Origin of the sequence: Citrobacter sp. C348, assembly GCF_047467975.1 — a bacterium.
Taxonomy (GTDB): Bacteria; Pseudomonadota; Gammaproteobacteria; order Enterobacterales; family Enterobacteriaceae; genus Citrobacter; species Citrobacter gillenii.
In genome coordinates, this window is sequence record NZ_JASJUJ010000006.1 from 183,546 (window position 1) to 209,455 (window position 25,910).

General features: G+C 52.8%; 19 protein-coding genes. 5 read left to right on the top strand and 14 right to left on the bottom strand.

All coding sequences use genetic code 11. The features are described from left to right. Positions 1–45: 45 nt before the first annotated feature. The 4 genes from carB to QNN86_RS13435 all read right to left on the bottom strand — a co-directional run bounded on the left by carB (position 46) and on the right by QNN86_RS13435 (position 6,617). On the bottom strand, positions 46–3,270 hold the full coding sequence (gene carB / locus QNN86_RS13420) for a carbamoyl-phosphate synthase large subunit (protein ID WP_096758356.1): 3,225 nt from the start codon (positions 3,268–3,270) through the stop codon (positions 46–48). An 18-nt stretch (positions 3,271–3,288) separates the two neighbouring features. Beyond that, a complete protein-coding gene (gene carA, locus QNN86_RS13425) occupies positions 3,289–4,437 on the bottom strand; it encodes a glutamine-hydrolyzing carbamoyl-phosphate synthase small subunit (protein ID WP_414211243.1) in 1,149 nt (382 codons plus the stop codon). 456 nt (positions 4,438–4,893) lie between these two features. Next, positions 4,894–5,715 carry a 4-hydroxy-tetrahydrodipicolinate reductase gene (gene dapB, locus QNN86_RS13430; protein WP_135912611.1) on the bottom strand — a complete coding sequence of 274 codons (822 nt, stop codon included), beginning with the start codon at positions 5,713–5,715 and terminating at the stop codon, positions 4,894–4,896. Between the two features lie 269 nt (positions 5,716–5,984). Beyond that, positions 5,985–6,617 (bottom strand): alanyl-tRNA editing protein, encoded by a 633-nt coding sequence (locus QNN86_RS13435; RefSeq protein WP_181618611.1) that lies wholly within the window; start codon positions 6,615–6,617, stop codon positions 5,985–5,987. A gap of 92 nt (positions 6,618–6,709) precedes the next feature. Here QNN86_RS13435 and QNN86_RS13440 point away from each other — a divergent pair, with 92 nt between their 5' ends. Further along, positions 6,710–7,618: a LysR family transcriptional regulator gene (locus tag QNN86_RS13440; RefSeq protein WP_414211244.1), complete on the top strand. Its 909-nt coding sequence runs from the start codon at positions 6,710–6,712 to the stop codon at positions 7,616–7,618. Here QNN86_RS13440 and rihC read toward each other — a convergent pair whose 3' ends face one another. The 7 genes from rihC to QNN86_RS13475 form a co-directional block, all read right to left on the bottom strand. Further along, positions 7,619–8,533: a ribonucleoside hydrolase RihC gene (rihC, locus tag QNN86_RS13445; RefSeq protein ID WP_414211245.1), complete on the bottom strand. Its 915-nt coding sequence runs from the start codon at positions 8,531–8,533 to the stop codon at positions 7,619–7,621. 66 nt (positions 8,534–8,599) lie between these two features. Then, on the bottom strand, positions 8,600–9,550 hold the full coding sequence (gene ispH, locus QNN86_RS13450; protein WP_182296702.1) for a 4-hydroxy-3-methylbut-2-enyl diphosphate reductase: 951 nt from the start codon (positions 9,548–9,550) through the stop codon (positions 8,600–8,602). A 1-nt stretch (position 9,551) separates the two neighbouring features. Beyond that, positions 9,552–10,001 (bottom strand): FKBP-type peptidyl-prolyl cis-trans isomerase, encoded by a 450-nt coding sequence (fkpB, locus tag QNN86_RS13455; protein ID WP_003018929.1) that lies wholly within the window; start codon positions 9,999–10,001, stop codon positions 9,552–9,554. Positions 10,002–10,117: 116 nt separating this feature from the next. Then, entirely contained in the window at positions 10,118–10,615 is a 498-nt protein-coding gene (gene lspA, locus QNN86_RS13460) for a signal peptidase II (RefSeq protein WP_414211246.1), read from the bottom strand. Further along, positions 10,615–13,431, bottom strand: a complete 2,817-nt coding sequence (gene ileS, locus QNN86_RS13465) for an isoleucine--tRNA ligase (RefSeq protein WP_181618607.1) — start codon at positions 13,429–13,431, stop codon at positions 10,615–10,617. Before ileS ends, lspA begins: the two co-directional genes overlap by 1 nt. A gap of 37 nt (positions 13,432–13,468) precedes the next feature. Continuing rightward, the gene (gene ribF, locus QNN86_RS13470) at positions 13,469–14,407 is read right to left on the bottom strand and encodes a bifunctional riboflavin kinase/FAD synthetase (RefSeq protein ID WP_279277289.1); all 939 of its coding nucleotides are present in this window, start codon (positions 14,405–14,407) and stop codon (positions 13,469–13,471) included. A 7-nt stretch (positions 14,408–14,414) separates the two neighbouring features. Continuing rightward, positions 14,415–14,630 (bottom strand): DUF2575 family protein, encoded by a 216-nt coding sequence (locus tag QNN86_RS13475; protein WP_096758366.1) that lies wholly within the window; start codon positions 14,628–14,630, stop codon positions 14,415–14,417. A gap of 105 nt (positions 14,631–14,735) precedes the next feature. Here QNN86_RS13475 and rpsT point away from each other — a divergent pair, with 105 nt between their 5' ends. The 3 genes from rpsT (at position 14,736) to QNN86_RS13490 (ending at position 18,911) form a co-directional block, all read left to right on the top strand. Then, a complete protein-coding gene (gene rpsT / locus QNN86_RS13480; protein ID WP_003018940.1) occupies positions 14,736–14,999 on the top strand; it encodes a 30S ribosomal protein S20 in 264 nt (87 codons plus the stop codon). 459 nt (positions 15,000–15,458) lie between these two features. Then, positions 15,459–16,832 carry a glycoside-pentoside-hexuronide (GPH):cation symporter gene (locus tag QNN86_RS13485; protein ID WP_182270457.1) on the top strand — a complete coding sequence of 458 codons (1,374 nt, stop codon included), beginning with the start codon at positions 15,459–15,461 and terminating at the stop codon, positions 16,830–16,832. A 39-nt stretch (positions 16,833–16,871) separates the two neighbouring features. Further along, positions 16,872–18,911, top strand: coding sequence for a TIM-barrel domain-containing protein (locus tag QNN86_RS13490; RefSeq protein ID WP_182270458.1), 2,040 nt, complete (start codon positions 16,872–16,874; stop codon positions 18,909–18,911). 46 nt (positions 18,912–18,957) lie between these two features. Here the strand turns inward: QNN86_RS13490 and nhaR are convergent, their stop codons facing one another. Beyond that, positions 18,958–19,857: a transcriptional activator NhaR gene (gene nhaR / locus QNN86_RS13495; RefSeq protein WP_181618603.1), complete on the bottom strand. Its 900-nt coding sequence runs from the start codon at positions 19,855–19,857 to the stop codon at positions 18,958–18,960. 38 nt (positions 19,858–19,895) lie between these two features. Next, positions 19,896–21,062 carry a Na+/H+ antiporter NhaA gene (gene nhaA / locus QNN86_RS13500; RefSeq protein ID WP_181618602.1) on the bottom strand — a complete coding sequence of 389 codons (1,167 nt, stop codon included), beginning with the start codon at positions 21,060–21,062 and terminating at the stop codon, positions 19,896–19,898. Between the two features lie 249 nt (positions 21,063–21,311). Here nhaA and QNN86_RS13505 point away from each other — a divergent pair, with 249 nt between their 5' ends. After that, complete coding sequence (locus QNN86_RS13505) at positions 21,312–24,638, top strand: DEAD/DEAH box helicase (protein WP_279277292.1); 3,327 nt, start codon at positions 21,312–21,314, stop codon at positions 24,636–24,638. 68 nt (positions 24,639–24,706) lie between these two features. Here the strand turns inward: QNN86_RS13505 and dnaJ are convergent, their stop codons facing one another. Further along, positions 24,707–25,840, bottom strand: a complete 1,134-nt coding sequence (gene dnaJ, locus QNN86_RS13510; protein WP_115259505.1) for a molecular chaperone DnaJ — start codon at positions 25,838–25,840, stop codon at positions 24,707–24,709. Positions 25,841–25,910: the final 70 nt, after the last annotated feature.

A 25,910-nucleotide genomic window follows, 5' to 3' on the forward strand; every position in this document is an offset into this window, starting at 1 on the left:
AAATTGCAGACCCGACCCGCTCAGAAGCGGGTGGGTCATTGTCGATTACTTCGCGATCTGTGCGTGCATTTCCTGAACGGAGGTCACCTTCTCGGTAGCATCCGCATTCAGCGCCATCGCCGTGGCGAAACCGCCGTTTAGCGTGGTGTCATAATGAACTTTGTACTGCAGCGCGCTGCGGCGAATCAGCTTGGAGTCTTCAATCGCCTGACGACCTTCAGTGGTGTTGATGATATAGGTATATTCGCCATTCTTGATACGGTCCTGAATATGCGGACGACCTTCATGCACCTTGTTTACCAGACGCGGGTTGATACCGGCTTCCCCCAGTACAATTGCCGTACCGTGGGTGGCGTCCAGCTCGAAACCAAACTTCAGCAGCTTCGCCGCCAAGTCAACGACGCGCTCTTTATCGCCTTCACGCACGGAGAGCAATGCGCGGCCCTGTTTCTTCATGGTGGAGCTGCTGCCCAGCTGCGCCTTGGCGAATGCTTCCGCAAAGGTGCGGCCTACGCCCATCACTTCACCGGTAGAGCGCATTTCTGGCCCTAACAGGGGGTCAACGCCCGGGAACTTGTTAAACGGCAGCACCACTTCCTTCACCGAGTAGTACGGCGGGATAATTTCTTTGGTGACGCCCTGCTGTGCCAGCGTTTGACCGACCATCACGCGCGCCGCCACTTTTGCAAGCGGTACGCCGGTGGCTTTGGAGACAAACGGTACGGTACGCGCCGCACGCGGGTTGACTTCAATCAGGTAAACTTCGTTGTTCTTCACCGCAAACTGGACGTTCATCAGACCACGAACCTGCAGTTCGAAGGCCAGTTTCTGCACCTGCTGGCGCATCACGTCCTGAATTTCCTGGCTCAGCGTGTAGGCTGGCAAGGAACACGCGGAGTCGCCGGAGTGAACGCCCGCCTGCTCAATGTGCTCCATAATGCCACCAATCAGCACCCTTTCGCCGTCGCAGATAGCGTCCACGTCCACTTCTACTGCGTCATCCAGGAAGCGGTCCAGCAGCACTGGCGCGTCGTTGGAGACGCTGACCGCGGTCTGGAAGTAGCGACGCAGGTCGGCTTCGTCATAGACAATTTCCATCGCCCGACCGCCAAGCACGTAGGACGGGCGCACCACCAGCGGGTAGCCAATCTCTTTTGCTTTCTCGACCGCCATTTCAATGGCGGTGACGGTGGCATTGGCCGGTTGTTTCAGCTTCAGACGGTCAACCGCCTGCTGGAAACGCTCACGGTCTTCAGCGCGGTCAATCGCGTCCGGGCTGGTGCCGATAACCGGCACGCCTGCGGCTTCCAGCGCACGCGCCAGCTTCAGCGGAGTCTGCCCGCCGTACTGCACGATAACGCCTTTCGGCTTCTCGATACGCACGATTTCCAGCACGTCTTCGAACGTTACCGGTTCAAAGTACAGACGGTCGGAGGTGTCGTAGTCGGTAGAAACCGTTTCCGGGTTACAGTTGACCATAATGGTCTCGTAACCGTCTTCGCGCAGCGCCAGCGAGGCATGTACGCAGCAGTAATCGAATTCGATACCCTGACCGATACGGTTCGGACCACCGCCCAGCACCATAATTTTGTCGCGATCCTGAGTCGGGTTCGCTTCGCACTCTTCTTCATAGGTGGAGTACATGTAGGCGGTGTCGGTGGAGAATTCTGCGGCGCAGGTATCCACACGCTTATAAACCGGGTGCAGCTTATACTGTTCGCGCAGTTTGCGGATTTCCGCTTCGCGCACGCCAGCCAGTTTTGCCAGACGCGCATCGGCAAAGCCTTTACGCTTAAGCTGGCGCAGGAAATCAGCGTCGAGGCCGTTAATCCCCAGCTCTGCAACTTTTTCTTCCAGACGCACCAGTTCTTCAATCTGTACCAGGAACCAGCGGTCAATGTTGGTCAGGTTGAAGACGCCATCAACGGACAGACCAGCACGGAACGCATCGGCGATGTACCAGATACGCTCAGCGCCTGCGTCTTTCAGCTCACGGCGAATTTTGGTCAGCGCTTCCGGGTCATCCAGGCTCACTTTCGGGTCGAAACCGGTGGCGCCCACTTCCAGACCACGCAGCGCTTTTTGCAGCGATTCCTGCTGTGTGCGGCCAATCGCCATCACTTCGCCGACGGACTTCATCTGCGTCGTCAGACGGTCGTTAGCACCGGCAAACTTCTCGAAGTTAAAGCGCGGGATCTTAGTCACAACGTAGTCGATAGACGGTTCGAACGACGCCGGAGTACGGCCGCCGGTGATGTCGTTCATCAGCTCATCGAGGGTGTAACCGACCGCCAGTTTCGCCGCCACTTTCGCAATCGGGAAGCCGGTGGCTTTCGACGCCAGCGCCGAGGAGCGGGAAACGCGTGGGTTCATTTCAATGACAATCAGGCGGCCGTTTTTCGGGTTCACCGCAAACTGCACGTTAGACCCGCCGGTTTCTACGCCGATTTCACGCAGTACCGCCATCGAGGCGTTACGCATGATTTGATATTCTTTGTCGGTCAGCGTCTGGGCAGGTGCCACGGTGATGGAGTCACCGGTATGAATGCCCATGGCGTCGAAGTTTTCGATGGAGCAGACAATAATGCAGTTATCATTTTTGTCACGTACCACTTCCATCTCGTACTCTTTCCAGCCAATCAGCGATTCATCAATCAGCAGCTCTTTCGTTGGGGAAAGATCCAGACCGCGTTCGCAAATCTCTTCAAACTCTTCGCGGTTATAGGCAATACCGCCGCCGGTACCGCCCATGGTGAAGGACGGGCGGATGATGCACGGGAAGCCGACGTCAGCGGCAACCGCCAGCGCTTCTTCCATGGTGTGTGCGATACCAGAACGCGCGGTGTCGAGACCGATTTTCTTCATTGCGATGTCGAAGCGACGGCGATCTTCTGCTTTATCAATCGCATCGGCGGTGGCACCAATCATGGTCACACCGAATTCTTCAAGAACGCCCTGACGCTCCAGCTCCAGCGCGCAGTTCAGCGCCGTCTGGCCGCCCATGGTAGGCAGTACCGCATCCGGGCGCTCTTTTTCGATAATTTTGCGTACCACTTCCCAGTGAATTGGCTCGATGTAGGTGGCATCGGCCATTTCCGGGTCGGTCATGATGGTCGCCGGGTTGGAGTTGACCAGAATAACGCGGTAACCCTCTTCACGCAGGGCTTTACACGCCTGCGCACCGGAATAGTCAAACTCACACGCCTGGCCGATAACAATCGGACCCGCGCCCAGAATCAGGATACTTTTTATGTCTGTACGTTTTGGCATGGCTCTTTTAACTCCTGATTATTTCGCGGACTGACGGTATTGCTCAATTAACTCGATAAAGTGGTCGAACAGCGGCGCAGCATCGTGCGGCCCCGGGCTCGCTTCAGGGTGGCCCTGGAAGCTAAACGCCGGTTTGTCGGTGCGATGGATACCCTGCAGGGTGCCATCGAACAGTGATTTGTGCGTGACGCGCAAGGTAGCAGGCATAGAGGCTTCATCCACCGCAAAACCGTGGTTCTGCGCGGTAATCATCACGGTGTTGTTATCGATATCTTTCACCGGATGGTTGCCGCCGTGGTGGCCAAACTTCATCTTGATGGTCTTCGCACCGCTCGCCAGCGCCAGCAGCTGATGGCCGAGACAGATGCCAAACACCGGAATATCGGTTTCGAGGAATTTCTGAATCGCGGCAATCGCGTAGTCACATGGTGCCGGGTCGCCAGGACCGTTGGACAGGAAGATACCGTCCGGATTCATCTTTAATACATCTTCTGCGGAGGTCTGCGCAGGCACAACCGTCAGGCGGCAGCCGCGGTCCACCAGCATACGCAGAATGTTGCGTTTCGCGCCGAAATCGTAGGCAACCACGTGGAACGGGAGTTCTTCAGCGGATTTTGCTTCCGGCAGGTCGCCTTCCAGCGTCCAGCTTCCCTGGGTCCAGCCATACGGTTCTGCCGTGGTGACTTCTTTCGCCAGATCCATGCCGTTCAGGCCCGGGAAGGCTTTCGCTTTTTCCAGCGCCAGCTGTGCATCCAGGTTATCCCCTGCGATGATGCAGCCGTTCTGAGCGCCTTTCTCGCGCAGCAGACGGGTCAGCTTACGGGTATCAATATCGGCAATCGCCACGATGTTATGGCGCTTCAGGTAAGAAGAGAGGTCTTCGGTATCGCGGTAATTGCTGGCAATCAGCGGCAGGTCTCGGATGACCAGACCTTGCGCATGTACCTGAGAAGATTCTGCATCGGCTTCATTGGTGCCGACATTGCCGATATGAGGATAAGTAAGGGTGACGATTTGGCGGGAATAGGAAGGATCAGTGAGGATTTCTTGATAACCGGTCATTGAAGTATTGAAAACGACTTCCCCAACCGCCGAACCTGTTGCCCCTATGGCCCGACCGTGAAACTGGGTTCCGTCTTCCAGAACCAATAGCGCTGACTTAATCAAAACACCCTCCAGAGAATATTCACTCACTTTATTTGCATATTAATTCATTAACACAGTATGAATCAATGCAAATTTGCTTACCTATGGATTTCTGGCAAACGGCGGCATTCTAGAGACAGCCCGGGAAAAAGTCTACCCAAAAGGGGATTTTTTATTATTATTTTACGCCACTGGGACAAATCATGTGATTTAACAGGCAAAAAGATCAGCTAAGTAACGGTAGAAAACGCTTGCGGGAGGTCAAGAATGTAAAAATGAATCATGGCAGACAAAAAAGTGGACCATTTGGTCAAAATTTACATTGAGGCAACAAAAACACATTACAAAACATCTTAAAATAAGTGTTTTAATTGAAAATTATAAAAACAATGGAAAAATAAAAGGGCAATAAAATATTGCCCCATGTAATCAATGAATTATGATTACAATAACCACATCACGAAGGGTAATAAAACCTTATAAACTGCCTAAATCAAGCACATCTTTCATATCAAAAAGACCGTTTGATTTACCTTTCAACCACATCGCCGATCTTACCGCACCGTTGGCGAACGTCATGCGGCTGGACGCTTTGTGCGTAATCTCGATACGTTCGCCAATATCGGCGAACATCGCTGTATGTTCCCCGACGATGTCACCAGCACGCACGGTGGCAAAACCGATAGTGCCAGGCACACGTTCACCGGTGTAACCTTCACGCGAGTAGACGGCACAGTCCTTTAAATCTTTGTCCAGCGCCCCGGCAATCGCCTCGCCCATCGCCAGCGCGGTTCCTGACGGCGCATCCACTTTATGACGGTGGTGCGCTTCAATAATTTCGATGTCGGTATAGTCGCCCATCACCTTCGCCGCTTTCTCCAGCAGTTTAAGCATCACGTTCACGCCGACGCTAAAGTTGGCGGCAAACACAATGCCGATATCCTGCGAGGCATCGCGAATGGTCTGCTTACCGGCATCATCAAACCCGGTCGTGCCAATCACCATGCCTTTTGCATGCTGCCGACAAAATGCCAGATGCGTCAGCGTGCCTTCCGGGCGGGTAAAATCGATAAAGACATCGAAATCGTCTTTTACCGCTTCGAGGCTGCTCTGAACGGTTACGCCAGATTTTCCAACGCCCGCCAGCTCACCAGCATCGCTGCCCAGTAAAGAGGAGCCGTCACGCTCGAGTGCCGCCCCCAGTTGTACTCCTTCCATCGCCATCGTGGCCTGAATTAACTGCCGTCCCATGCGGCCACCGGCGCCTGCAATGGCGACGCGGATTTGTGCATCATGCATAGCTATTCTCTTTTGTTAAAATTGCGTAAATCGTTTTCAGAGTAACCAGCCCGCGACAGGGTCGCCAGCCGAAAACGTCCATAATTAGAAATTAATGATAAACAGAGAGGAATATCAGTAAAAGACATGATTCACCCCGCAGGATGAATCATTGCCGCAGTCGGGGAAAGAAGTCAAACTCGCTCAGAATGGCGACAGACGATAAGAAAAGCACTTTAAAACCCAACGGTAGGTAGCCAATTCGCGTGACCGTTTCTTCCAGCCCATTTTCAGGCCGCTAGAGTATAGCTCACCACCATCTGCCCTTTTTTCAGCTTCACCTGTGTAATAATCACCTCACCCAACTCGGATAAACGGGCCACGTGCGTACCGCCACAAGGATATCCCGGTAGGTCACCAAAACCGACCTGGCGTAAGCCGCCGTCAAAGGTAATTCGGCGCGCAAGATTGTCGGTCTGCCATTGGCCAATTTTCGCCATCAGTTGTGCCGCTTCCGGCAAAGTGCTGCCCTCACCTATCGCAAAAGTAATGCGCCCTTCATTCGGCCAATGGTGGGCTTTAACCGGTCGCCAACCAAATATTTCACCGGCCTGACCAATCATGTGCCCGGCTGAGTGCAGACGGGCGTGAAGATGGCGGGCAGCAGCATCAATATTAAGCGTCGTTTCGCCAGGCGGCAGCGGTTGCGCCACAATATGCACCACCTCTTCACCGCGCGTCATCACGCCTTCAACCGGGACGCCACCGATCGCGCCACTGTCCGAGGGTTGTCCGCCGCCCTGTGGATGAAACAGCGTGCTATCGAGCGTAATCGCATAGCGCCCATCGGGTTCTGCCGTGCAGTGTGTGATCGTCGCATGGCCTCGCGTGTCATCGCTGGTGTAATAAAGACGTTCAGTCATGGTTGTTCTCCTCTTGATGAGCAGAGTATATTCACTTTACCAGCACCGATAATCCCATCAACATTCAATGCATCTTTGCCCGGTACGCACAAATGAATCCCAACCTGCTTCCTGATCTTGCCACCTTTGTATTGATTATCGACCAGGGGAGTTTCTCCGCCGCCGCCAAAATATCCGGCGCAACGCCTTCCGCTATCAGCCGCAGCGTCTCGCGGCTTGAGCAGGCATTAGGCAGCAAACTGCTGCACCGCACCACCCGTAAGCTGGCGCTAAGCGAGACCGGGAAGATGGTTTATGAACACGCGCAAGAGATGCTAAACGCCGCTCAAATGGCGGTAGACTCCGGCAGCAGCCTCCAGACCATTGCCCAGGGGAAGCTAACGGTCAGCGTGCCAAAGGCGGTCGGGCGTTTTGTTATTCACCCCTTAATGGCGGAGTTTTTCACCCGCTTCCCGGAAGTGGATGTCTGTCTGAGGCTGGAAGACCGCTATATGGACTTGATTGATGATGGCGTGGATCTGGCACTGCGCATCAGTCAGTCGCCGTCGCCGGGTTTGTACGGCAAGCCGCTGATGCCGGTCAGTCACGTTATCTGCGCCACGCCGGAATATTTGCGTCAGCACGGTACGCCCGATACCCCACAAGCCCTGCGCGATCATAGCTGTATTAGCCTTGGCGAAACGCCCGCTGATTCGCGCTGGAAGTTTCGCCGTGGGGATAAAATTGAAACTCTGCAAACTCATGGGCGTTATGCTGCCAACCATACCGGCGTGCGGCTGGACGCGGTAAAGCATCATCTGGGGATTGGCAGCCTGCCGCTGTTTACCGCCCGTGAAACGCTTGCCAGCGGCGAGATTGTCCAGGTATTACCGGAGTGGGAGTTTATCAGCGATTACAGCGGCGGTCTGTGGCTCTTATGGACACGCAACCGACATATGCCCGCCAGAATGCGGGCCATGATTGATTACCTTAGCGAGAAATTGCCTCAATCTGGCCGTTGATTATGGCGCGCGTGACAGCACCTCAGCGACCCACTGGCGGAAGCCGTCAACATCCAGCGCCAGCGCGACCTGCGCGTTGACGGGCTGCCCAAGGCGACCCTCGATATCCACTACCGTCGTTCCCGAGGTGTATTCCCCCTGGGTTTCCACCGCCACAAAGCAGGGCTGGAGCGTGAACAGATCCGGGCGGACCAGCCAGGCTATGGCGCAGAGATCGTGCATACGCAGACCGGTATTCATGCTGCCGCTACGATAATGACTGAACAGCGCGTGCAGCATTTTCCCCGTCTGATTAAGTGCGGGTAATGTTGCCAGGTACTCCGGTGCCAGCATGGCCTGGTTGGTGACATCCAGCCCGCACATGACTATCTCCAGCCCACTGCGAAAGACCTTTGCCGCCGCTTCGGGATCGACAGCAATATTAAACTCCGCATTGGGCGTAAAGTTACCGCGCCCGGCTGAACCGCCCATCATCACCAGGCGGCGAATATTGAATACGCATTCAGGATAGTGGGTAAGCAACAGAGCAATATTGGTCAACGGGCCAATTGCCACCAGCGTAACGGGCTGCGGGGCATGCATCAGCGCGTCACGAATAGCCTGGAAGGCGGGTTTCGCCAGCGGCTGCCGATTGTGTTCGACAAATTCATACCCTTCCATACCGGACTCACCGTGTACGGAAGCGGCATCGCGCAGCGGCCGCACCAGCGGCATAGCTGCCCCCTGCGCCAACGGAATATCCGCATTCCAAAAGTGCAGCAACTGCAACGCATTACGGGTCGTTTTTTCCACTGACACGTTGCCTGCCACCGTCGTCATCAGTTGCAGATCCAGCTCGGGGGCAAACAATGCAGCGGCAATCGCGGCAGCATCATCAATGCCGGGATCGGTATCAAGAATGATCGGTAAGCGCATGGTTTCTCCATAAAAAAATGCCAGACGTTAAGTCTGGCATCTTCTCATAATCGTCTCGCGAAAGACTTACTCTACTTCACGAACATCCACACGCAGTTCTTTCGGCACTTCGAACACGATGTTCTCTTCACGGCCTTCCAGTGGGATAGCATCCCCACCACCGAGCTCCTGCAGACGGACAATCACGTTCTGTACCAGAATATCCGGCGCAGAAGCACCGGCCGTCACGCCGACGCACGCCGCATCTTTCACCCAGACTTCCTGGATATCGGTCGCATCGTCAATCAGATACGCGGCCTTGCCCATACGCTGGGCCAGTTCTGCCAGGCGGTTGGAGTTCGACGAGTTTTTCGAGCCGACAACCAGTACCACATCCGCTTGCTCCGCCAACGCACGAACCGCTTCCTGACGGTTGGTGGTGGCATAGCAGATATCGTCTTTGCGCGGCCCAACAATTTTCGGGAAGCGTTGACGCAGGGCATCAATCACATCAGAGGTGTCATCAACTGAGAGCGTAGTCTGGGTCATGAAGGAGAGCTTACCTTCATTTTTGACATTCAACGTCAGGACGTCTTCCGGCGATTCCACCAGGTACATCCCCCCCTGCGGGTTGCTGTACTGGCCCATCGTACCCTCAACCTCCGGGTGTCCGGCGTGACCAATCAGAATCGACTCTTCGCCACGGCGGCTGGCGCGCGCGACTTCCATATGCACTTTGGTCACCAGCGGGCAGGTGGCATCAAAGACCGTCAGATCGCGGCCTTTGGCTTCGTTACGCACGGCCTGAGACACGCCGTGGGCGGAGAAAATCAGGATCGCACCGTCCGGTACTTCACTGATTTGCTCAATAAAAATAGCGCCGCGCTCGCGCAGGCTATCCACCACATAGCGGTTATGCACCACTTCATGACGGACATAAATCGGCGCGCCGTAGATGGCCAGCGCGTTTTCCACAATGCTGATAGCGCGGTCTACGCCAGCGCAAAAACCGCGCGGGTTAGCCAACAGGATCTGCATTTTACGCCTCCAGTGCCGGTTCGACTTCCAGCACTTCAATATCAAAATGAACGGTATGCCCGGCCAGCGGATGGTTGAAGTCAACCGTGATCGAATCACCGTTGATTTCGCGGATCACGCCAGGCATCTCACTGCCGTCCATTGCGGTAAAGAGCATGATAGCGCCAATTTCTGGCTCACCCGCGTCCATAAACTCCCGACGCGAGAAATACTGAATGAGGTCCGGGCTTGATACGCCAAAAGCAGCATCAGGCTCCAGAGCAAAAGTGGTTTTATCGCCCTCTTTTAACCCCAGCAGGTGTTGTTCCAGTCCTTCAGACAGAGAACCGTCGCCCAGGCGAAACAGCGCAGGCTTGCCGTTATTGCGGGTTGACTCTGCGGTGGAGCCATCGTCGAGCTTTAAGGTGAAGTGCACCAGCACCGCACTGTTACTCTGTACTGATTTAGACATGCAGGTTGCTCTTTAAAAGTGCTGCCGCTTGTTTGCCCGGTGGCGCTATGCTTACCGGGCCTACAAGGTTCGCGATAGACTGTAAGCCGGATTAGCATAGCGCCATCCGGCATTTTTTATGCGGTTTTTTTCTCTTTCGACGGTAAGAAACCTTCCAGCACAATCAACGCCGCACCGATACAAATCGCCGTATCGGCAAGGTTGAAGGTGGCGAAATGCCAGTCACCGACGTAAAAGTCAATCATATCAACCACGAAGCCGTGCCACAGGCGGTCGAACAGGTTGCCCAGTGCACCGCCAATGATTAACGCATACGCGATATTGTTCAGCTTCTGCGTCGCCTTCGAGCGATACATCATCACCGCCAGGATGACGCAAATACCAATAGCGATACCGGCAAAGAACCAACGTTGCCAGCCGCCGCTGTCGGCTAAGAAGCTAAACGCCGCGCCATAGTTTCGCGCGTAGTGCAGATTAAGCGACGGGAGCAGCGATACCGTATCCCCCAGAGCAAAGTTCTGGAGGATCAGGTACTTGCTGCCCAAATCAATAATCAGCACGACTACCACTAGCCACAGCCAGCGTAGTCCTGTTGAACAAAGAGGCTGACTCATCAGGCAAACTTACGTTGTTCGCCATCACCGGCGATGTTGCTGACACAGCGTCCGCAGATTTCTGCGTGTTCCGCCACCTGACCCACGTCGGTCGTGTAATGCCAGCAGCGCGGGCATTTTTCACCTTCGGCTTTGCTCAGAGCAATTTTCAAGCCTTTGAGCAGTTCGCTCTGCTGAGCATCGGCCGGTGCTGCAGCATAGTCCGCAACAGTCGCACCCGATGTCAACAGAACAAAGCGTAACTCTTCGCCCAGCGCTGTCAGCTTGGCAGCCAGCTCAGGTTCAGCGTACAGGGTCACTGCCGCTTCCAGAGAACCGCCCACTTTCTTATCCGCACGCGCCTGCTCGATGACCTTATTCACTTCGCCACGCACTTTCAGCAGCTCGTCCCAGAACGTATCGTTCATCGCTTCGGTATCGGCCAGGCCAAACAGCCCCTGGTACCACTCACCGGTGAAGACGTACTTCTCGCGGGAGCCCGGCAGGTAGCCCCAGATTTCATCTGCGGTGAAGGACATGATCGGCGCCATCCAGCGTACCAGCGCTTCGGCAATATGGAACAGCGCGGTCTGGCAGCTACGACGCGCCACGCTGTCCGCTTTCGCGGTGTACTGACGGTCTTTGATGATGTCGAGGTAGAACGACCCCATTTCAACGGAGCAGAAACGCATCAGGCGCTGTACCACTTCGTGGAAGTCATAGGCTTCGTAGGCTTTGAGGATCTCATCCTGCGCCGCTTGCGCACAGCCCACTGCCCACCGGTCCAGAACAACCATCTCTTCCGGTTTCACCATGTCTTTCACTGGATCAAACCCGTTCAGGTTTGCCAGCAGGAAACGCGCGGTGTTACGGATACGGCGATAGCTGTCGGCAGCACGCTTCAGGATTTCGTCAGAAACGGCCATTTCGCCGGTATAGTCGGTAGACGCCACCCACAGACGCAGAATGTCCGCACCCAGCTTGTTCATCACGTCCTGCGGAGAAACGGTGTTACCGATGGACTTGGACATCTTGCGACCCTGACCATCAACGGTGAAACCGTGGGTCAGTACCTGACGGTACGGCGCTTTGCCCTTCATCGCAGTAGAGATCATCAGCGAAGACATGAACCAGCCACGATGCTGGTCAGAACCTTCCAGATACATATCTGCCGCGTGTCCCGAAAACTCAGGGCGCACGTCGACAACGGATGAATGGGTAGAGCCAGAGTCGAACCATACGTCCAGGGTATCCGGTACTTTAACGTACTGGTCGGCTTCATCACCGAGAATATCTTTTGGATCGAGATCCCACCACGCCTGGATACCGTCAACTTCAACGCGTTTAGCCACTTCTTCCATCAGTTCGATGGCACGCGGATGCAGCTCTTCAGTGTCTTTGTGGACAAACAGTGACATCGGCACACCCCACGTACGCTGACGGGAGATACACCAGTCAGGACGGTTGGCAACCATGGATTCAATACGCGCCTGGCCCCAATCGGGGATCCACTGCACGCCTTTGATCTCTTTCAGCGACTGCGCACGCAGGCCTTTCTGATCCATGCTGACAAACCACTGCGGGGTGGCACGGAAGATGATCGGTGACTTATGACGCCAGCAGCACGGATAGCTGTGCTGCATCTTCTCAACGTGCAGCAGTGCACCTTTTTCAGTCAGCAGCGCCACGACAACATCGTTCGCTTTGAAGACGTTAACCCCATCCAGGGTCGGGTACGTACCCGGCAGATAGGTACCATCTGGCCCTACCGGGTTTGCGACTTCCAGGCCGTATTTCTGACCAATCACGTAGTCATCCGGACCGTGGCCTGGCGCGGTGTGTACCGCACCGGTACCGGCATCCAGCGTCACGTGATCGCCCAGGATCGCCGGAACATCAAAGCCCATGAACGGATGGGTAAAGCGCAGCAGTTCCAGCTCAGCGCCTTTTACCGTGCCCAGAATGGTGTAATCCGCCGCGCCGAGACGCTGCATCACACTTTCGACCAGATCTTTTGCCAGAATCACGGCCTGACCGTCAATCTGCACCAGTGCATAGTCAAAATCAGGGGCCAGAGAAATCGCACGGTTAGCCGGCAGGGTCCACGGGGTGGTGGTCCAGATAACCAGAGAGATCGGGCCATTCACGTCAGAAACGCCAAATTTCGCTTTCACCGCATCCTGATCGGCGGCGTGGAACGCAACGTCGATAGACGGGGAGGTTTTGTCGTAATACTCAACTTCCGCTTCCGCCAGCGCGGAACGGCAGTCTACACACCAGTGCACCGGCTTCGCGCCTTTATGCAGATGGCCGTTACCGATGATTTTTCCCAGCGCGCGAATGATGTTGGCTTCGGTTTTGAAGTCCATCGTCAGGTACGGCTTCTGCCAGTCACCCAGCACGCCCAGACGGATAAAGTCTTTACGCTGACCGTCAACCTGCGTTGCGGCGTATTCGCGGCACTTGGCGCGGAACTCAGCGGCGGTGAACTTCTCACCCGGCTTGCCGAACTCTTGCTCTACTTTCAGTTCGATAGGCAGACCGTGGCAGTCCCAGCCTGGGACATAGGGGGAGTCGTAACCGGAAAGCCCTTTGGACTTCACGATAATGTCTTTCAGAATCTTGTTAACGGAGTGACCAATATGAATGCTGCCATTCGCATAAGGAGGGCCATCATGCAGAATAAAGGTTTTTTTGCCTTTTTTAGCCGCACGAATGATGCCGTACAGGTCATCATCGGTCCAACGCGCCAGCATTCCCGGTTCACGCTTGGCGAGATCGCCACGCATCGGGAACCCTGTTTCCGGCAAATTCAGGGTTGATTTATAGTCACTCATCAGATTCTCGGTTCCGTATTTAAAACTCGTATAGGCGTTAAGCCGGTTTTGATAGCCCAAAAAATTCGCGGGCAGTTAACTCATCACGCGCAATCTGCGCTTTTAGTTCATCCAGCGAGGCAAATCGCTGCTCGCTGCGTATTTTTTTACGCAGCACAACATCTATATGGCGACCATAGAGGTCCATTACAACGTCCAGTAGATGCACTTCTAACTGTTGGCGTACACCGGCCACCGTTGGGCGGGTACCGATATTCGCGACCCCGGGTAAAGGCGTTTCGCCCAAGCCCATCACCTCAACTGCGTACACCCCTTTCACCGGAGAAACCTGGCGACGAAGGGGGACATTTGCCGTCGGGAAACCAATGGTACGCCCTAACTCGTCGCCGTGTACCACCCGTCCTGAGATGGTAAACGGATGACCCAGTAAGCTTTCTGCCAGCAGCAGATTATCGTCTGCCAGCGCCTGACGCACCGCGGTGCTGCTGATCCGTACGCCGCCTTCACAGAAGGTCTGCGTGCTGGTGATATCGAAGCCATACTCCGCGCCCGCTTCCTGTAATAACAAGAAATCGCCCGCGCGGCTAGCGCCAAAGCGGAAATCATCACCCACGGCAAGAAATTGTACGCCAAGGCGCGTCACCAACAGATCGCTGATAAAGTTCTGCGCCGTTAATGCGGCAAAACGTCGGTCAAAACGCACGCACAGCACATAATCAACGCCACATTCCGCCAGATAACGCAGCTTTTCCCGCAGACGAGTCAGTCGCGCAGGTGACTTTTCAGTCGCAAACAGTTCCAGCGGCTGCGGCTCGAAAATCATCACCATGACGGGTAAATTTCGTTTGCGCCCTTCTTCCTGTAAGCCCTGCAACAGCGCGCGATGACCACGGTGCACGCCGTCGAAATTACCAATAGTCAGCACACACCCATGCGGGGCCTGACTGAGATTATGTATGCCTCGTATCAGCTTCATGTCTGGCTCAAAACAGTGAAAATCGTGAAAGTATACCCTGTACCGCGGTCAAGGTTAACCGGCGATTGGTTCTGCGAAACAGAAAGAAGATTGTTTTCATTGTTATGAAACAAAATGCGGTCCTCCGCTGACCAATCAATTCAACTTTTCTCGTGGAAAAGCTGTATTCACAGCACGCAAGCTGGTAGAATCCTGCGCCATCACTACGCAACGAGTGCTGCATTTTAAACGGCGCTTATTTGCACAAATCCATTGACAAAAGAAGGCTAAAAGGGCATATTCCTCGGCCTTTGAATTGTCCATATAGAACACATTTGGGAGTTGGACCTTGGCTAATATCAAATCAGCTAAGAAGCGCGCCGTTCAGTCTGAAAAGGCCCGCAAGCACAACGCTAGCCGTCGCTCTATGATGCGTACTTTCATCAAGAAAGTATACGCAGCCATCGAAGCTGGCGACAAAGCTACTGCACTGAAAGCATTTAACGAAATGCAACCAATCGTGGATCGTCAGGCTGCTAAAGGTCTGATCCACAAAAACAAAGCTGCACGTCATAAAGCAAACCTGACTGCACAGATCAACAAACTGGCTTAATCACCTGCTTGTTGTCGCTTTGTGAAAAAACCCGCGCAAGCGGGTTTTTTTATGTCTGCTGCACGCTGATTTTCGCCAACACCTGACGTCTCTCACTCACTCAACCACTCGTCTTCTTCAGTCCGCTTGTTTTTCAGCACTGCGCCCTTCAGCAGTAGCGGGGATTTATTCGAAAGTTATTTTCTTTCACTGTTTTCCTTTTTTTATTTCATTGTCACAGAAATTGTGACCATCATAGCAAATAAAAACATCACTTGACCGAAAACGAATAAACGCAATCCCGATGTAAGATTTGATAATTGATCGCTACGATGGGGTTAACTATTTTTTATCTACACCGTAATCACGCATTTTAAACCGAGGCTAAATTTCATCACGCCATAAAATAATCATTAAAAATTGCTTAGAAAGTAGAAGCTGTTTTTCTGGGCGTATCGTTCCAATACAGGAGTTATCATCATGAGTTCTGTTATTGAGGATACCCAATCTTCCGGGTCAGCATCATTGCCTTTACTACAGCGTATCAGCTACGGTTCTTTAGACGTGGCGGGTAATCTGCTGTACTGCTTCGGTTCAACCTACATATTATATTTCTACACGGATGTTGCAGGGATCAGTCTCGCCGTTGCCGGGGTCATCCTGCTACTGGCGCGCATTGTAGACGGGATCGATGCCCCCATCTGGGGGATCATCATCGATAAAACACGTTCTCGTTACGGGAAATGCCGTCCGTGGTTCTTATGGCTACCGCTGCCCTTTGGCGTATTCAGCGCGCTGTCATTTTGGTCCCCTGATATCAGTATGACGGGAAAAGCCATATATGCAGCAATATCCTATATGATTGCCAGTATTTTATTTACCGGGCTAAACACGCCGCTTAGCGCAATATTACCCTTAATGACGCTATCGCCAAAGGAGCGACTGGTACTTAACTCCTGGAGAATGACCGGTGGACAAATCGGCGTCTTATTAATGAATGCAACCGCGCTACCGTTAGTGGCGTTTTTAGGTAACGGTGATGATCATGCCGGGTTTATTTACACGGCAGTTCTGTTCGCCATTATATCCTGCTCACTGACTCTTTTTGCGTTTAAAAATATTCGTGAAATGGATGCGGATAAAATACAGCAAGAACCCAAATTGCCGATGAAAAAGAGCTTCGCGGCAATGAAAGGTAACTGGCCGTGGATCCTGATGGTGCTGGCCAACCTGATTTTCTGGATAGCTCTGCAGCAGCGCTCAACAACTATCGTTTACTATCTGACTTATAACCTTGACCGCAAAGATCTGGTCCCGCTGATCAACAGCCTTGCCACCATTCAGATTCTGTTCATCATCGCCATTCCCTTCTTTAGCAAATACCTCTCGAAAACATGGATTTGGATTAGCGGTCTGCTGGTCGCCACCCTGGGCGGTGTGCTGATGTGGCTGGCTGCCGATAACATTCCTTTACTGATCGCCGCCTGGGTTCTCGGTAATATCGGCAGCGGCATCGCCTGTTCAATGCCCTTTGCCATGCTGGGCTTTGCGGTCGACTTTGGCGCATGGAAGACGGGTATCAAAGCAACCGGCATCCTTATCGCCTTCGGCAGCACGTTCTGCATCAAAATGGGCAGCGGCCTCGGCACTGCCTTCGCCGCCTGGATCATGAACAGCTTCGGCTACGTTCCCAACCATGCTCAAAGCGTCGCCGGGCTGGAGGGGATAACCTGGGCCTTTATCTGGGCACCCGCCCTGCTCTTCGCACTCGCGGCGATCCCGCTGCTTTTCTTCCGTAAGTACGAAGCCATGGAAGACCAGGTCCGCCGCGATCTGGAAACCGCCCACCGCTAACACTCTTAACCGCCACCACCTGAATACGGGAGTACCATCATGCCATTTTTACAGCAAGACCCGCGCCGCCTGGTCTGGCAGCAAAACGATCGCTATTTATGGATAGAACCCTGGGGCGAGAACAGCCTGCGCGTGCGCAGCGGCCGTCACCTGCCGGTTATGCGAAATGAGGACTGGGCACTGACGGAGCCGGTCGCAGAAAGCACCTGCCACATCGACTATGACCACAGGCAGGCAACGCTAACCAACGGAAAAATCACCGCTATCGTCAACCAGAAGGGGCAAATCGCGTTTTATCGCCATCCGCATAAGTGCCTGCTGCAGGAGTTCTGGCGGCAGCGTGGAGAAATTGGCGAAGATGAATCGTCCCATGGTCAGTATGTCAGTGCGCTTAACCTTGAGGGGCGTGAGTTTCGTCCGATCCCGGGAGGGAAATACGCGCTAAAAGCCCGCTTTGAAGCCGCTGAAGGCGAAAAAATTTACGGTATGGGCCAGTACCAACAAGCCAATCTTGACCTCAAAGGATGCGTACTCGAGCTAGCCCAGCGCAATTCTCAGGCCTCGGTGCCGTTTATGCTCTCCAGTCTCGGCTACGGATTTTTATGGAACAACCCGGCAGTTGGCCGCGTGACGTTCGCCCACAATGTGACCGAGTGGGAAGCCCACGTCAGCGAGCAACTGGACTACTGGATCACCGCTGGCGATACCCCGGCTGAAATCAGCCAGGCCTATGCGCTCGCCACCGGCACCCCACCGATGATGCCGGATTACGCCATGGGCTTCTGGCAGTGCAAACTGCGTTATCGTACTCAGGAGGAGCTGTTAGCAGTCGCCCGCGAGTATAAACAGCGTAATTTACCCATCTCGGTGATCGTTATCGATTTCTTCCACTGGCCGAATCAGGGCGACTGGACGTTCGACCCGCGCGACTGGCCTGACCCTGACGCAATGATCGCCGAGCTGAAATCATTAGGTATCGAGCTGATGGTCTCCGTCTGGCCAACGGTCGATAGCCGCACCGAAAGCTATCGGGAGATGCGCGAAAACGGCTGGCTGGTACAAACAGAACGCGGATTGCCGATTAATATGGATTTCCTCGGCAATACCACCTTCTTTGATGCCACCCACCCCGGAGCGCGCGACTACATCTGGGGCAAAGCAAAGCGTAATTATTACGACAAAGGCGTGAAGCTCTTCTGGTTAGATGAAGCCGAACCAGAGTTCAGCGTCTACGACTACGATAACTATCGCTACCACGCCGGACCAGTGCTTGAAGTAGGTAATATCTATCCGCGAATGTTCGCCAAAACCTTCTTTGACGGCATGAAAGCAGAGGGTGAAGAGCAGGTAATCAACCTGCTGCGCTGTGCATGGGCGGGCAGCCAACGCTACGGCGCGCTGGTGTGGTCCGGCGATATCCACTCATCGTTTCGTTCTCTGCGCAATCAGTTTGCCGCCGGCCTGAATATGGGAATCGCGGGCATTCCGTGGTGGACGACGGATATTGGCGGTTTTCATGGCGGTAATATTCATGACCCGCACTTTCATGAGCTACTGATTCGCTGGTTCCAGTGGGGGGTCTTTAGCCCGGTAATGCGCCTGCACGGCAATCGCGATCCGCAAATTTTACCTGAGCAGCCGTATCGGGACGGGATTGCCCAATGCCCAACCGGCGCGCCAAACGAAGTCTGGAGCTATGGCGAGGAGGTGTGCAACGTGCTGACGGGTTGCCTGAAGCTGCGCGAAAAACTCAAGCCCTACATTAAAGCGCTAATGGCGGAAACGCATAAACACAATACGCCGGTGATGCGTACCCTGTTTTTTGAATTTCCTGAGCAGGCAAAAAGCTGGGAAATCACTGACCAGTACTGCTTCGGTCCCGACCTGCTGATTGCCCCAGTCATGCATGAAGGCATGTGCGAGCGTAACGTCTGGCTGCCGGAAGGCGAGCAATGGACGGATCTTGCAACTGGCGAGTGCTATCAGGGTGGGCAAACGCTGCATTACGCCACGCCGCTGAACAGGATCCCGGTATTTATCCGTGAAGGCGGGCAGTACCGAAGCATGTTAACCCTGTAGTCATAACCCGGCTGCGGTACGCCCGCAGCCGGAAACAGGATGTTATCTATGCCTGTTGTGGCTTAAACAATGCCGAATAGTTGGCATTGCAAATCCGCTGTACCGCCGGATGCTGGATCATCCTTTCTGCAAATATGGCGTGGTACTCCTCCATCACATTCTCCACGCGTCCAATCTCAATGATGGAATCATCAGCGTAGAAATTGTGAGAATAGAGCGTAGGGGCGACGAAAATGGCATTGTGCGTAGCACCAAAGGCTTTCATCAATGCGGCATCGTCAAATTCCCCGAGGATCTCAACGTTCAATCCCTGCGAGTTGATCCAGTTCAGCAGCTTGCGCCCGAGCATTGAGCGACGCCCGGGTATCAGCAGGCGACGCTCCTCAAGGCAGGCTGGAAACGGCTTCTCCGGCAGCGGATTGGTGCACCAGAAGCTCACGCTGCACTCGCCGATTTTCACCGAAAATAACCCTTCCTGTTGCGTTGAGTCTATTGGGCAGTCGGAGATAATCATATCCAGCTTATGCTGGCTGAGCTGTTCCAGTAGCATCTCATGCGTGGATTCAAAGCAGCGTAAATGGATTTGTTCATCGTCAACGACGGCGGCGTCGAGCACGCTGCTGACCAGCTGTTTAGACAACGCATCCGCCACACCCACATCGAACAATAAGTTAGACTCTTTACGGTAGTTCACGATATCCAGCATCTCCTGGCTTAGGGTGAACATTTTGTCTGCATACCGAAAAACTAATTCGCCTAGCTCACTGGGTTCCAGACCTCGCCCCTTGCGCTTAAACAACTTCCCCTGTAAGCGCTCCTCCAGCGCTTTGATCTGCCCGGTAATGGTTTGCGGTGTCAGATAAAGCGCTTCTGCGGCCCCTACCACCGAACCTTCTTTATACACATGCCAGAAGTAATACAGGTGGTTGTAATTTATATGAGACATACTCTCTCCCTGAAAATTGTCACCAAAGGGTTATCGGCTCAGACTGACGCGTTTAACCGGGTACGCAGCCAGCAATAACCGATCACCGCCGACAGCAGAGAACCAATCAGGATCCCCAGTTTCGCCCAGTTAATCAGCTCCGGATCAACGTTACCAAACGCCAGGCTGGCGATGAAAATAGACATCGTAAAACCAATTCCGCACAGAATACCCACAGCCATGATTTGCTGGAAGTTCGTACCTTCCGGCAGCTGCGCCACCTTGAGGCGTAACGCCAGCCAGCAGAACAGGCTGATCCCCAGCGGCTTACCGATAAGCAGACCGGCGATAATCCCCAGCGGCAAGATGGAGGTCAGTCCGTCCATCGTCACACCCTGCAGTGGAACCCCCGCATTGGCGAAGGCAAACAGCGGCAGGATCAAATAAGCCACCCACGGATGCAGCACGTGCTCCAGACGTTTCGCCGGAGAGCGACCATGTTTTTCCTTCAGCGGGATAAAGAAACCGACAATCACACCCGCCAGCGTCGCATGCACGCCTGACTTCAGCACCGCGGTCCACAGTACGACCCCCACCAGGATGTAAATACCGGTACGTCTGACACCGCACAGATTCAACGCCGCCAGAATGAAAATCGCGAACGCGGCAACCCCCAACGACAGCAGGGAGAGATCGCTGGTATAGAACAGTGCGATGATCACAATCGCACCAAGATCGTCGATAATCGCCAGCGCCATCAGGAAGATTTTCAGCGCCAGCGGAACACGGCTGCCCAGCAGCGCCAGCACGCCGAGTGCAAACGCGATATCCGTCGCCGCCGGGATCGCCCATCCTTCACGGGTAATCGGATCGGCATAGTTGAACGCCAGATACAGCAACGCCGGGACAATCATCCCGCCAATCGCGGCTATCACCGGAAATGCCGCCTGCCGCAGGCTGGCCAGCGAACCCTGCATCAGCTCACGCTTAACTTCCAGACCAATCAGCAGGAAAAACACCGCCATTAAGGCGTCGTTGATCCACAGCAGCATATTTTTATTGATCTCAAGCGCACCAACCCGCAGTTGAACCGGGGTCTCCAGAAAGTCGTGGTACCATCCACTGGTTACGCCGCTATTGGCCATCAACATTGCTACTACCGCAGCGATGATAAGAATAATGCCTCCCGAGGCATCGCTACTAAAAAAACGATGTAGATGTTTCACTTTTATTCTCTCTATTGGGTGAATACTTCGTAATTACTATCTTACTCCGCATGACTCATCGTTAATATTAGATTATTCATGATGAACAGCTCGGATTTTTCGATGCTTTTACTCACGCTGTAATCAAAACGACCTACTGAGAGCAGTACTACAGAGGGAAAGATATCCTCCGCCAAGATCTACAAAAATTTCGAGATCAGAGTATTCTCGTATTCATTGGTATATTGGGATAATAATCAAAGAGCTAAAATGGACTTAACACCTCGCCCACAAGAAATACTAAAATCCTGGCAACGAACTGAGTTTTTCCAGCCTTATACGCTTGAAAAAAAAGATGAAAGTGTGCTAATCCCACTAAAAAGTCTTATTAAACTTGGTGATACTTTACTTCCGTGGCATTCAGAAGAATTACGCCAGCAATATGATATATCGACAAAAACATCATTTATTGTCCACTTGGGATTATTCGAGAAAAACATCGTCAGTCGCATTAGCCGGGAAGTGATTGGGCCAAGTGAAGAGAATCACGAAGAATGTGAGCAACGACTGAATCAGGAAGGAACAACCTGTTTTGCCAAGATGCAGTTAAATGGAGAAGGTGTACCCGCAAGCGACAAACTGTCGGTCAGCTCGTTACCTTGGGCATTAGGTCACCTAAAAAAACGCCAACTCCACAAGCTTGACTCATCTGAATTCGCGGCTGATTGCATGTATCTTGCTGATATTTTCCGTAATTTCTGCAGCATGCTAAAACCGGTTAGAGAAAAAGGCCCTGGTGTATTGTGTGCAAACGATATTCTCATGCTGCTTAACACACATTTAGCGACATGGGCGGACTTTACACCCGAATGGCAATATGCCGTACAAATTGACTGGTTTAATGGCAACAGCGAGAGCAAGGACACGGAACAAGAAGAAGCTAGCGAAACGGAAGACCTCATAAGCGACAATGAAAAAGCATTAGTACTTCCTATCTTAAATAGCTTCTTTTTTGAGGATATTGAAGATGCAATGTCATCACTGACAGACACTCAATGTCGAACTCTCAATACTTACCTCACTCACAGCGCTCACAGAGAACCGGATCTCTATTCTCAGGAAGGACTAACAGCCATCATCAATAAGCTGCATCCGAGCAAAATGCCTCTGGGACGCTGGCCTTCAGAGCCAGGGCATGCGATGTCATTAATGCAGCAGTTTGCAATTAATACGGCGGTAGAAGAGCTTGCTGAAGGTGGATTACTATCAGTAAATGGACCTCCGGGAACGGGGAAAACGACGTTGCTGCGCGATTTAGTTGCGCATAATGTCGTTGAACGAGCGAGAGTCCTTGCGGGTTTTAGCAACGTGGAAGATACGCTTACCCATGAAGGCTTTATCGTCCCGGAACTGACCGGTTTCGAAATGATTGTGGCTTCATCCAATAATGCAGCCGTAGAAAATATCTCTAACGAATTACCGCAAAAGAAATCGCTGGCCGAAGAATTTCGTTCTCTTGACTATTTATCGCCGACCGCAAATCAAGTTGCAGCACAATCCCTGCCCAAATCAGCGCATAAAAGAGATAAAGACGGGAAAGGAACTGAGCGTAATTACCATCTCTTTCGTCCTCTTGAGACAGAAAAACAGTGTTGGGGATTAATTTCGGCAGCTCTTGGAAGAAAGGCAAATCGTACACAATTAGCCCAGAGACTACTGTTTGATGAGCATTTTTTACGCGATACTTCAGTCGAAATGCTCAGACCGAACAATGAAAACTTTCTCAGCCTTTGGCGCTGGAAGTCTTGTCACAATAAACTCTCTTTCACCACTGCGAAGCAGCATTTCATTGATTGCCTAAAAACAACACAGGAACTGCAAAAACAGTTAGTAGAATTTGCCGAATTGTTGGCTATAAAACCTGATGATTCATCTGATGTTCTGTCTTCGGACCTGGCAAAAACAACAGTGCGATGTGAAGAGCTACTTAGCGTATTAAAGGCATTTGAAGATGAGCGGGACGTAATTGAAAAACAGGCTCAGCATGCAAGGCAGCAGCAAAAAGTTAAAGAAGATAATGCCCCAGGCTTGCTGACTCGTTTGCTAAACCGTAAAAAAGTACATGCTCACCAGCAGTCATTACATCACGTACAACAGCATCTTTTAACCCTCGATACATTGTTGGTGCAAAAAAGACAACACATTACCGAGCAGTGTAAACAACTGAATGAAGCAAAAACCAAACAACGTCTCTTACAGGAAGAAATAGAACGGATTACCCGGCAGCGAAAAGCAATAGAACAAAAATTGCGGAGCCTGACAAAACAGTTTTCAGGCATATCAATACCTGATAGCCATAAGTCCATTGATAATGCCGACTTACAGCGCACCGCATTTTGGCAAAACATACAGGTTAACCGCCAACGCTCTCTGCTATTTATGGCTGCGATGGATCTTCACCAGGCCTGGCTTTATGAGTCAATGGGAATCAATCGTTTCAGAGAAATGTTCCTGCGCCGTTTGGGGGGCTTTTTAAGTTCCCCTCATCTTGAGCCCACGCCACTACCCTGGTGGCAAACGTTATGCATGTTTGTCCCGGTACTCTCGACAACCTTTGCCTCAGTGGGACGTATGCTGCATGGAGTGAAGGGCGGCGAGCTCGGCTGGGTAATGATCGATGAAGCAGGCCAGGCATCACCTCAGCAGGCTGTCGGAGCTATCTGGCGCGCCAGGAGCGTGCTCGTAGTAGGCGATCCATTACAGATTGAGCCCGTATTCACCACCTCACCTGAACTGGCTCTGCACCTTTGTCAGAACCTCTTACACGAGCATGCAGAAAAGTGGAATCCAGAAAAACTCTCAGTCCAACAGGTTGCCGATCGCGTCAATCATTGGGGCTGTAAATTGGAGGCGATGAATAATAGCATCTGGATTGGGATCCCTTTGTGGGTGCATCGCCGTTGTATTGAACCTATGTTCAGTATTGCTAATAAGCTCGCATACAATGGTCGGATGATTCACGGGCTTGATACAGAAAAAATCTGCAGTCGTCTCGTGAATGATGAACTTGAAAACCACTGGCTTATATCAAGAGGTGGTCAGGGCGACAAACAGTATCGTGATAGCCACGGGCAAAGCCTAATTATTCTGCTGGACCGCCTACTCGCGGAAAACACAGAACTGGGGTCTATTTACGTTATTACCCCATTCAAGGCTGTTAAGTATGCGTTGTTGGAACTGATTGAACAAAGAGAGTTGGCAAGCTGGCAACAATACTCGCCGCGATTAAAACGTAAAGAAATCAAAGAGTGGCAAAAAAAGTGTATTGGGACAGTCCATACATTTCAGGGGAAAGAAAACGACATTGTTATTTTTGTTCTCGGTTGCGATGAACATAATCGCGGCGGCGCGGAATGGGCGTCGAGCAAACCTAATCTTCTTAACGTCGCCCTTACCCGGGCTAAAAAACATATTTTCGTTATCGGCGATCCCTTGGTATGGCAGACATTACCTGGATTTAAAAGTGTAGCGCATGTCTTACCAGAGAAAGCAGAAGCAAGTATTATTGTTGAACAGGTAAGCTTGGATTGTCAGTGACATCAAACCAAAAATAAAAGCCTGAGATCTTCCAATCTCAGGCTTTTTATTAAATTTAAGGCGGTGAATTAGCGCGTCAGATCGTCAAAGAATTTCTTCACGCCGTCGAAGAAGCTTTTAGAACGCGGGCTGTTTTGTTCCCCCGTTGGGCCACCAAAACTGTCCTGCAGATCTTTCAGCAACTGTTTCTGCTTGTCGTTCAAACCAACCGGAGTTTCAACCACCACGCGACACAGCAGATCGCCCTGGGCGCCACCGCGTACCGACTTAACGCCTTTGCCACGCATACGGAAAAGTTTACCGGTTTGCGTTTCGCCAGGGACTTTTAACTTCACGCGACCGTCCAGCGTCGGGACTTCAATCTCGCCGCCCAGCGCAGCCATCGCAAAGTTGATCGGCACTTCACAGTACAGGTTATTTCCTTCACGTTCGAAAATCGGGTGCTGTTTCACCTGCACCTGAACGTACAAATCGCCTGACGGTGCGCCATGCTCACCCGCTTCGCCTTCACCCGACAAACGAATACGGTCACCGGTATCAACCCCTGCCGGGATTTTAACGGACAGTGTTTTGCTCTTCTCTACGCGGCCATGCCCGTGACATTTGTTGCACGGATCTTTAATCAGCGTACCACGGCCCTGACAGTGTGGACAGGTCTGTTGTACGGCAAAGAAACCCTGACGCATCTGCACCTGACCGGAACCGTGACAGGTCGGACAGGTCTGCGGCTGAGTCCCGGATTTCGCGCCGCTGCCGTGGCAAACGTCACACTCTTCCAGCGTAGGAATACGGATCTCTTTGGTGACGCCACGCACGGCTTCTTCCAGAGTGAGATCCATGTTGTAACGTAAATCCGCACCACGTGAGGCGCGCTGACGGCCACGACCACCGCCAAAGATATCGCCAAACACGTCACCAAAGATATCGCTGAAGTCAGCACCGCCGCCGAAACCGCCACCGCCGCCCATACCGCCTTGCTCAAACGCAGCATGACCGTACTGATCGTAAGCCGCGCGTTTTTGCGCGTCGGTCAGGATCTCGTAAGCTTCTTTGATCTCTTTGAATTTGGCTTCGGCCTCTTTATCACCCTGGTTACGGTCCGGGTGAAATTTCATGGCCAGGCGCTTATAGGCCTTTTTGATTTCACGCTCTTCCGCTGTTTTGGAAACGCCCAAAATCTCGTAATAGTCTTGCTTAGCCATCTCTTTTTATCTGCCCCTAACATGCGTGCACGGGCGGAGAGGAAACCTCTTCGCCCGTGCCAGTGTTTTA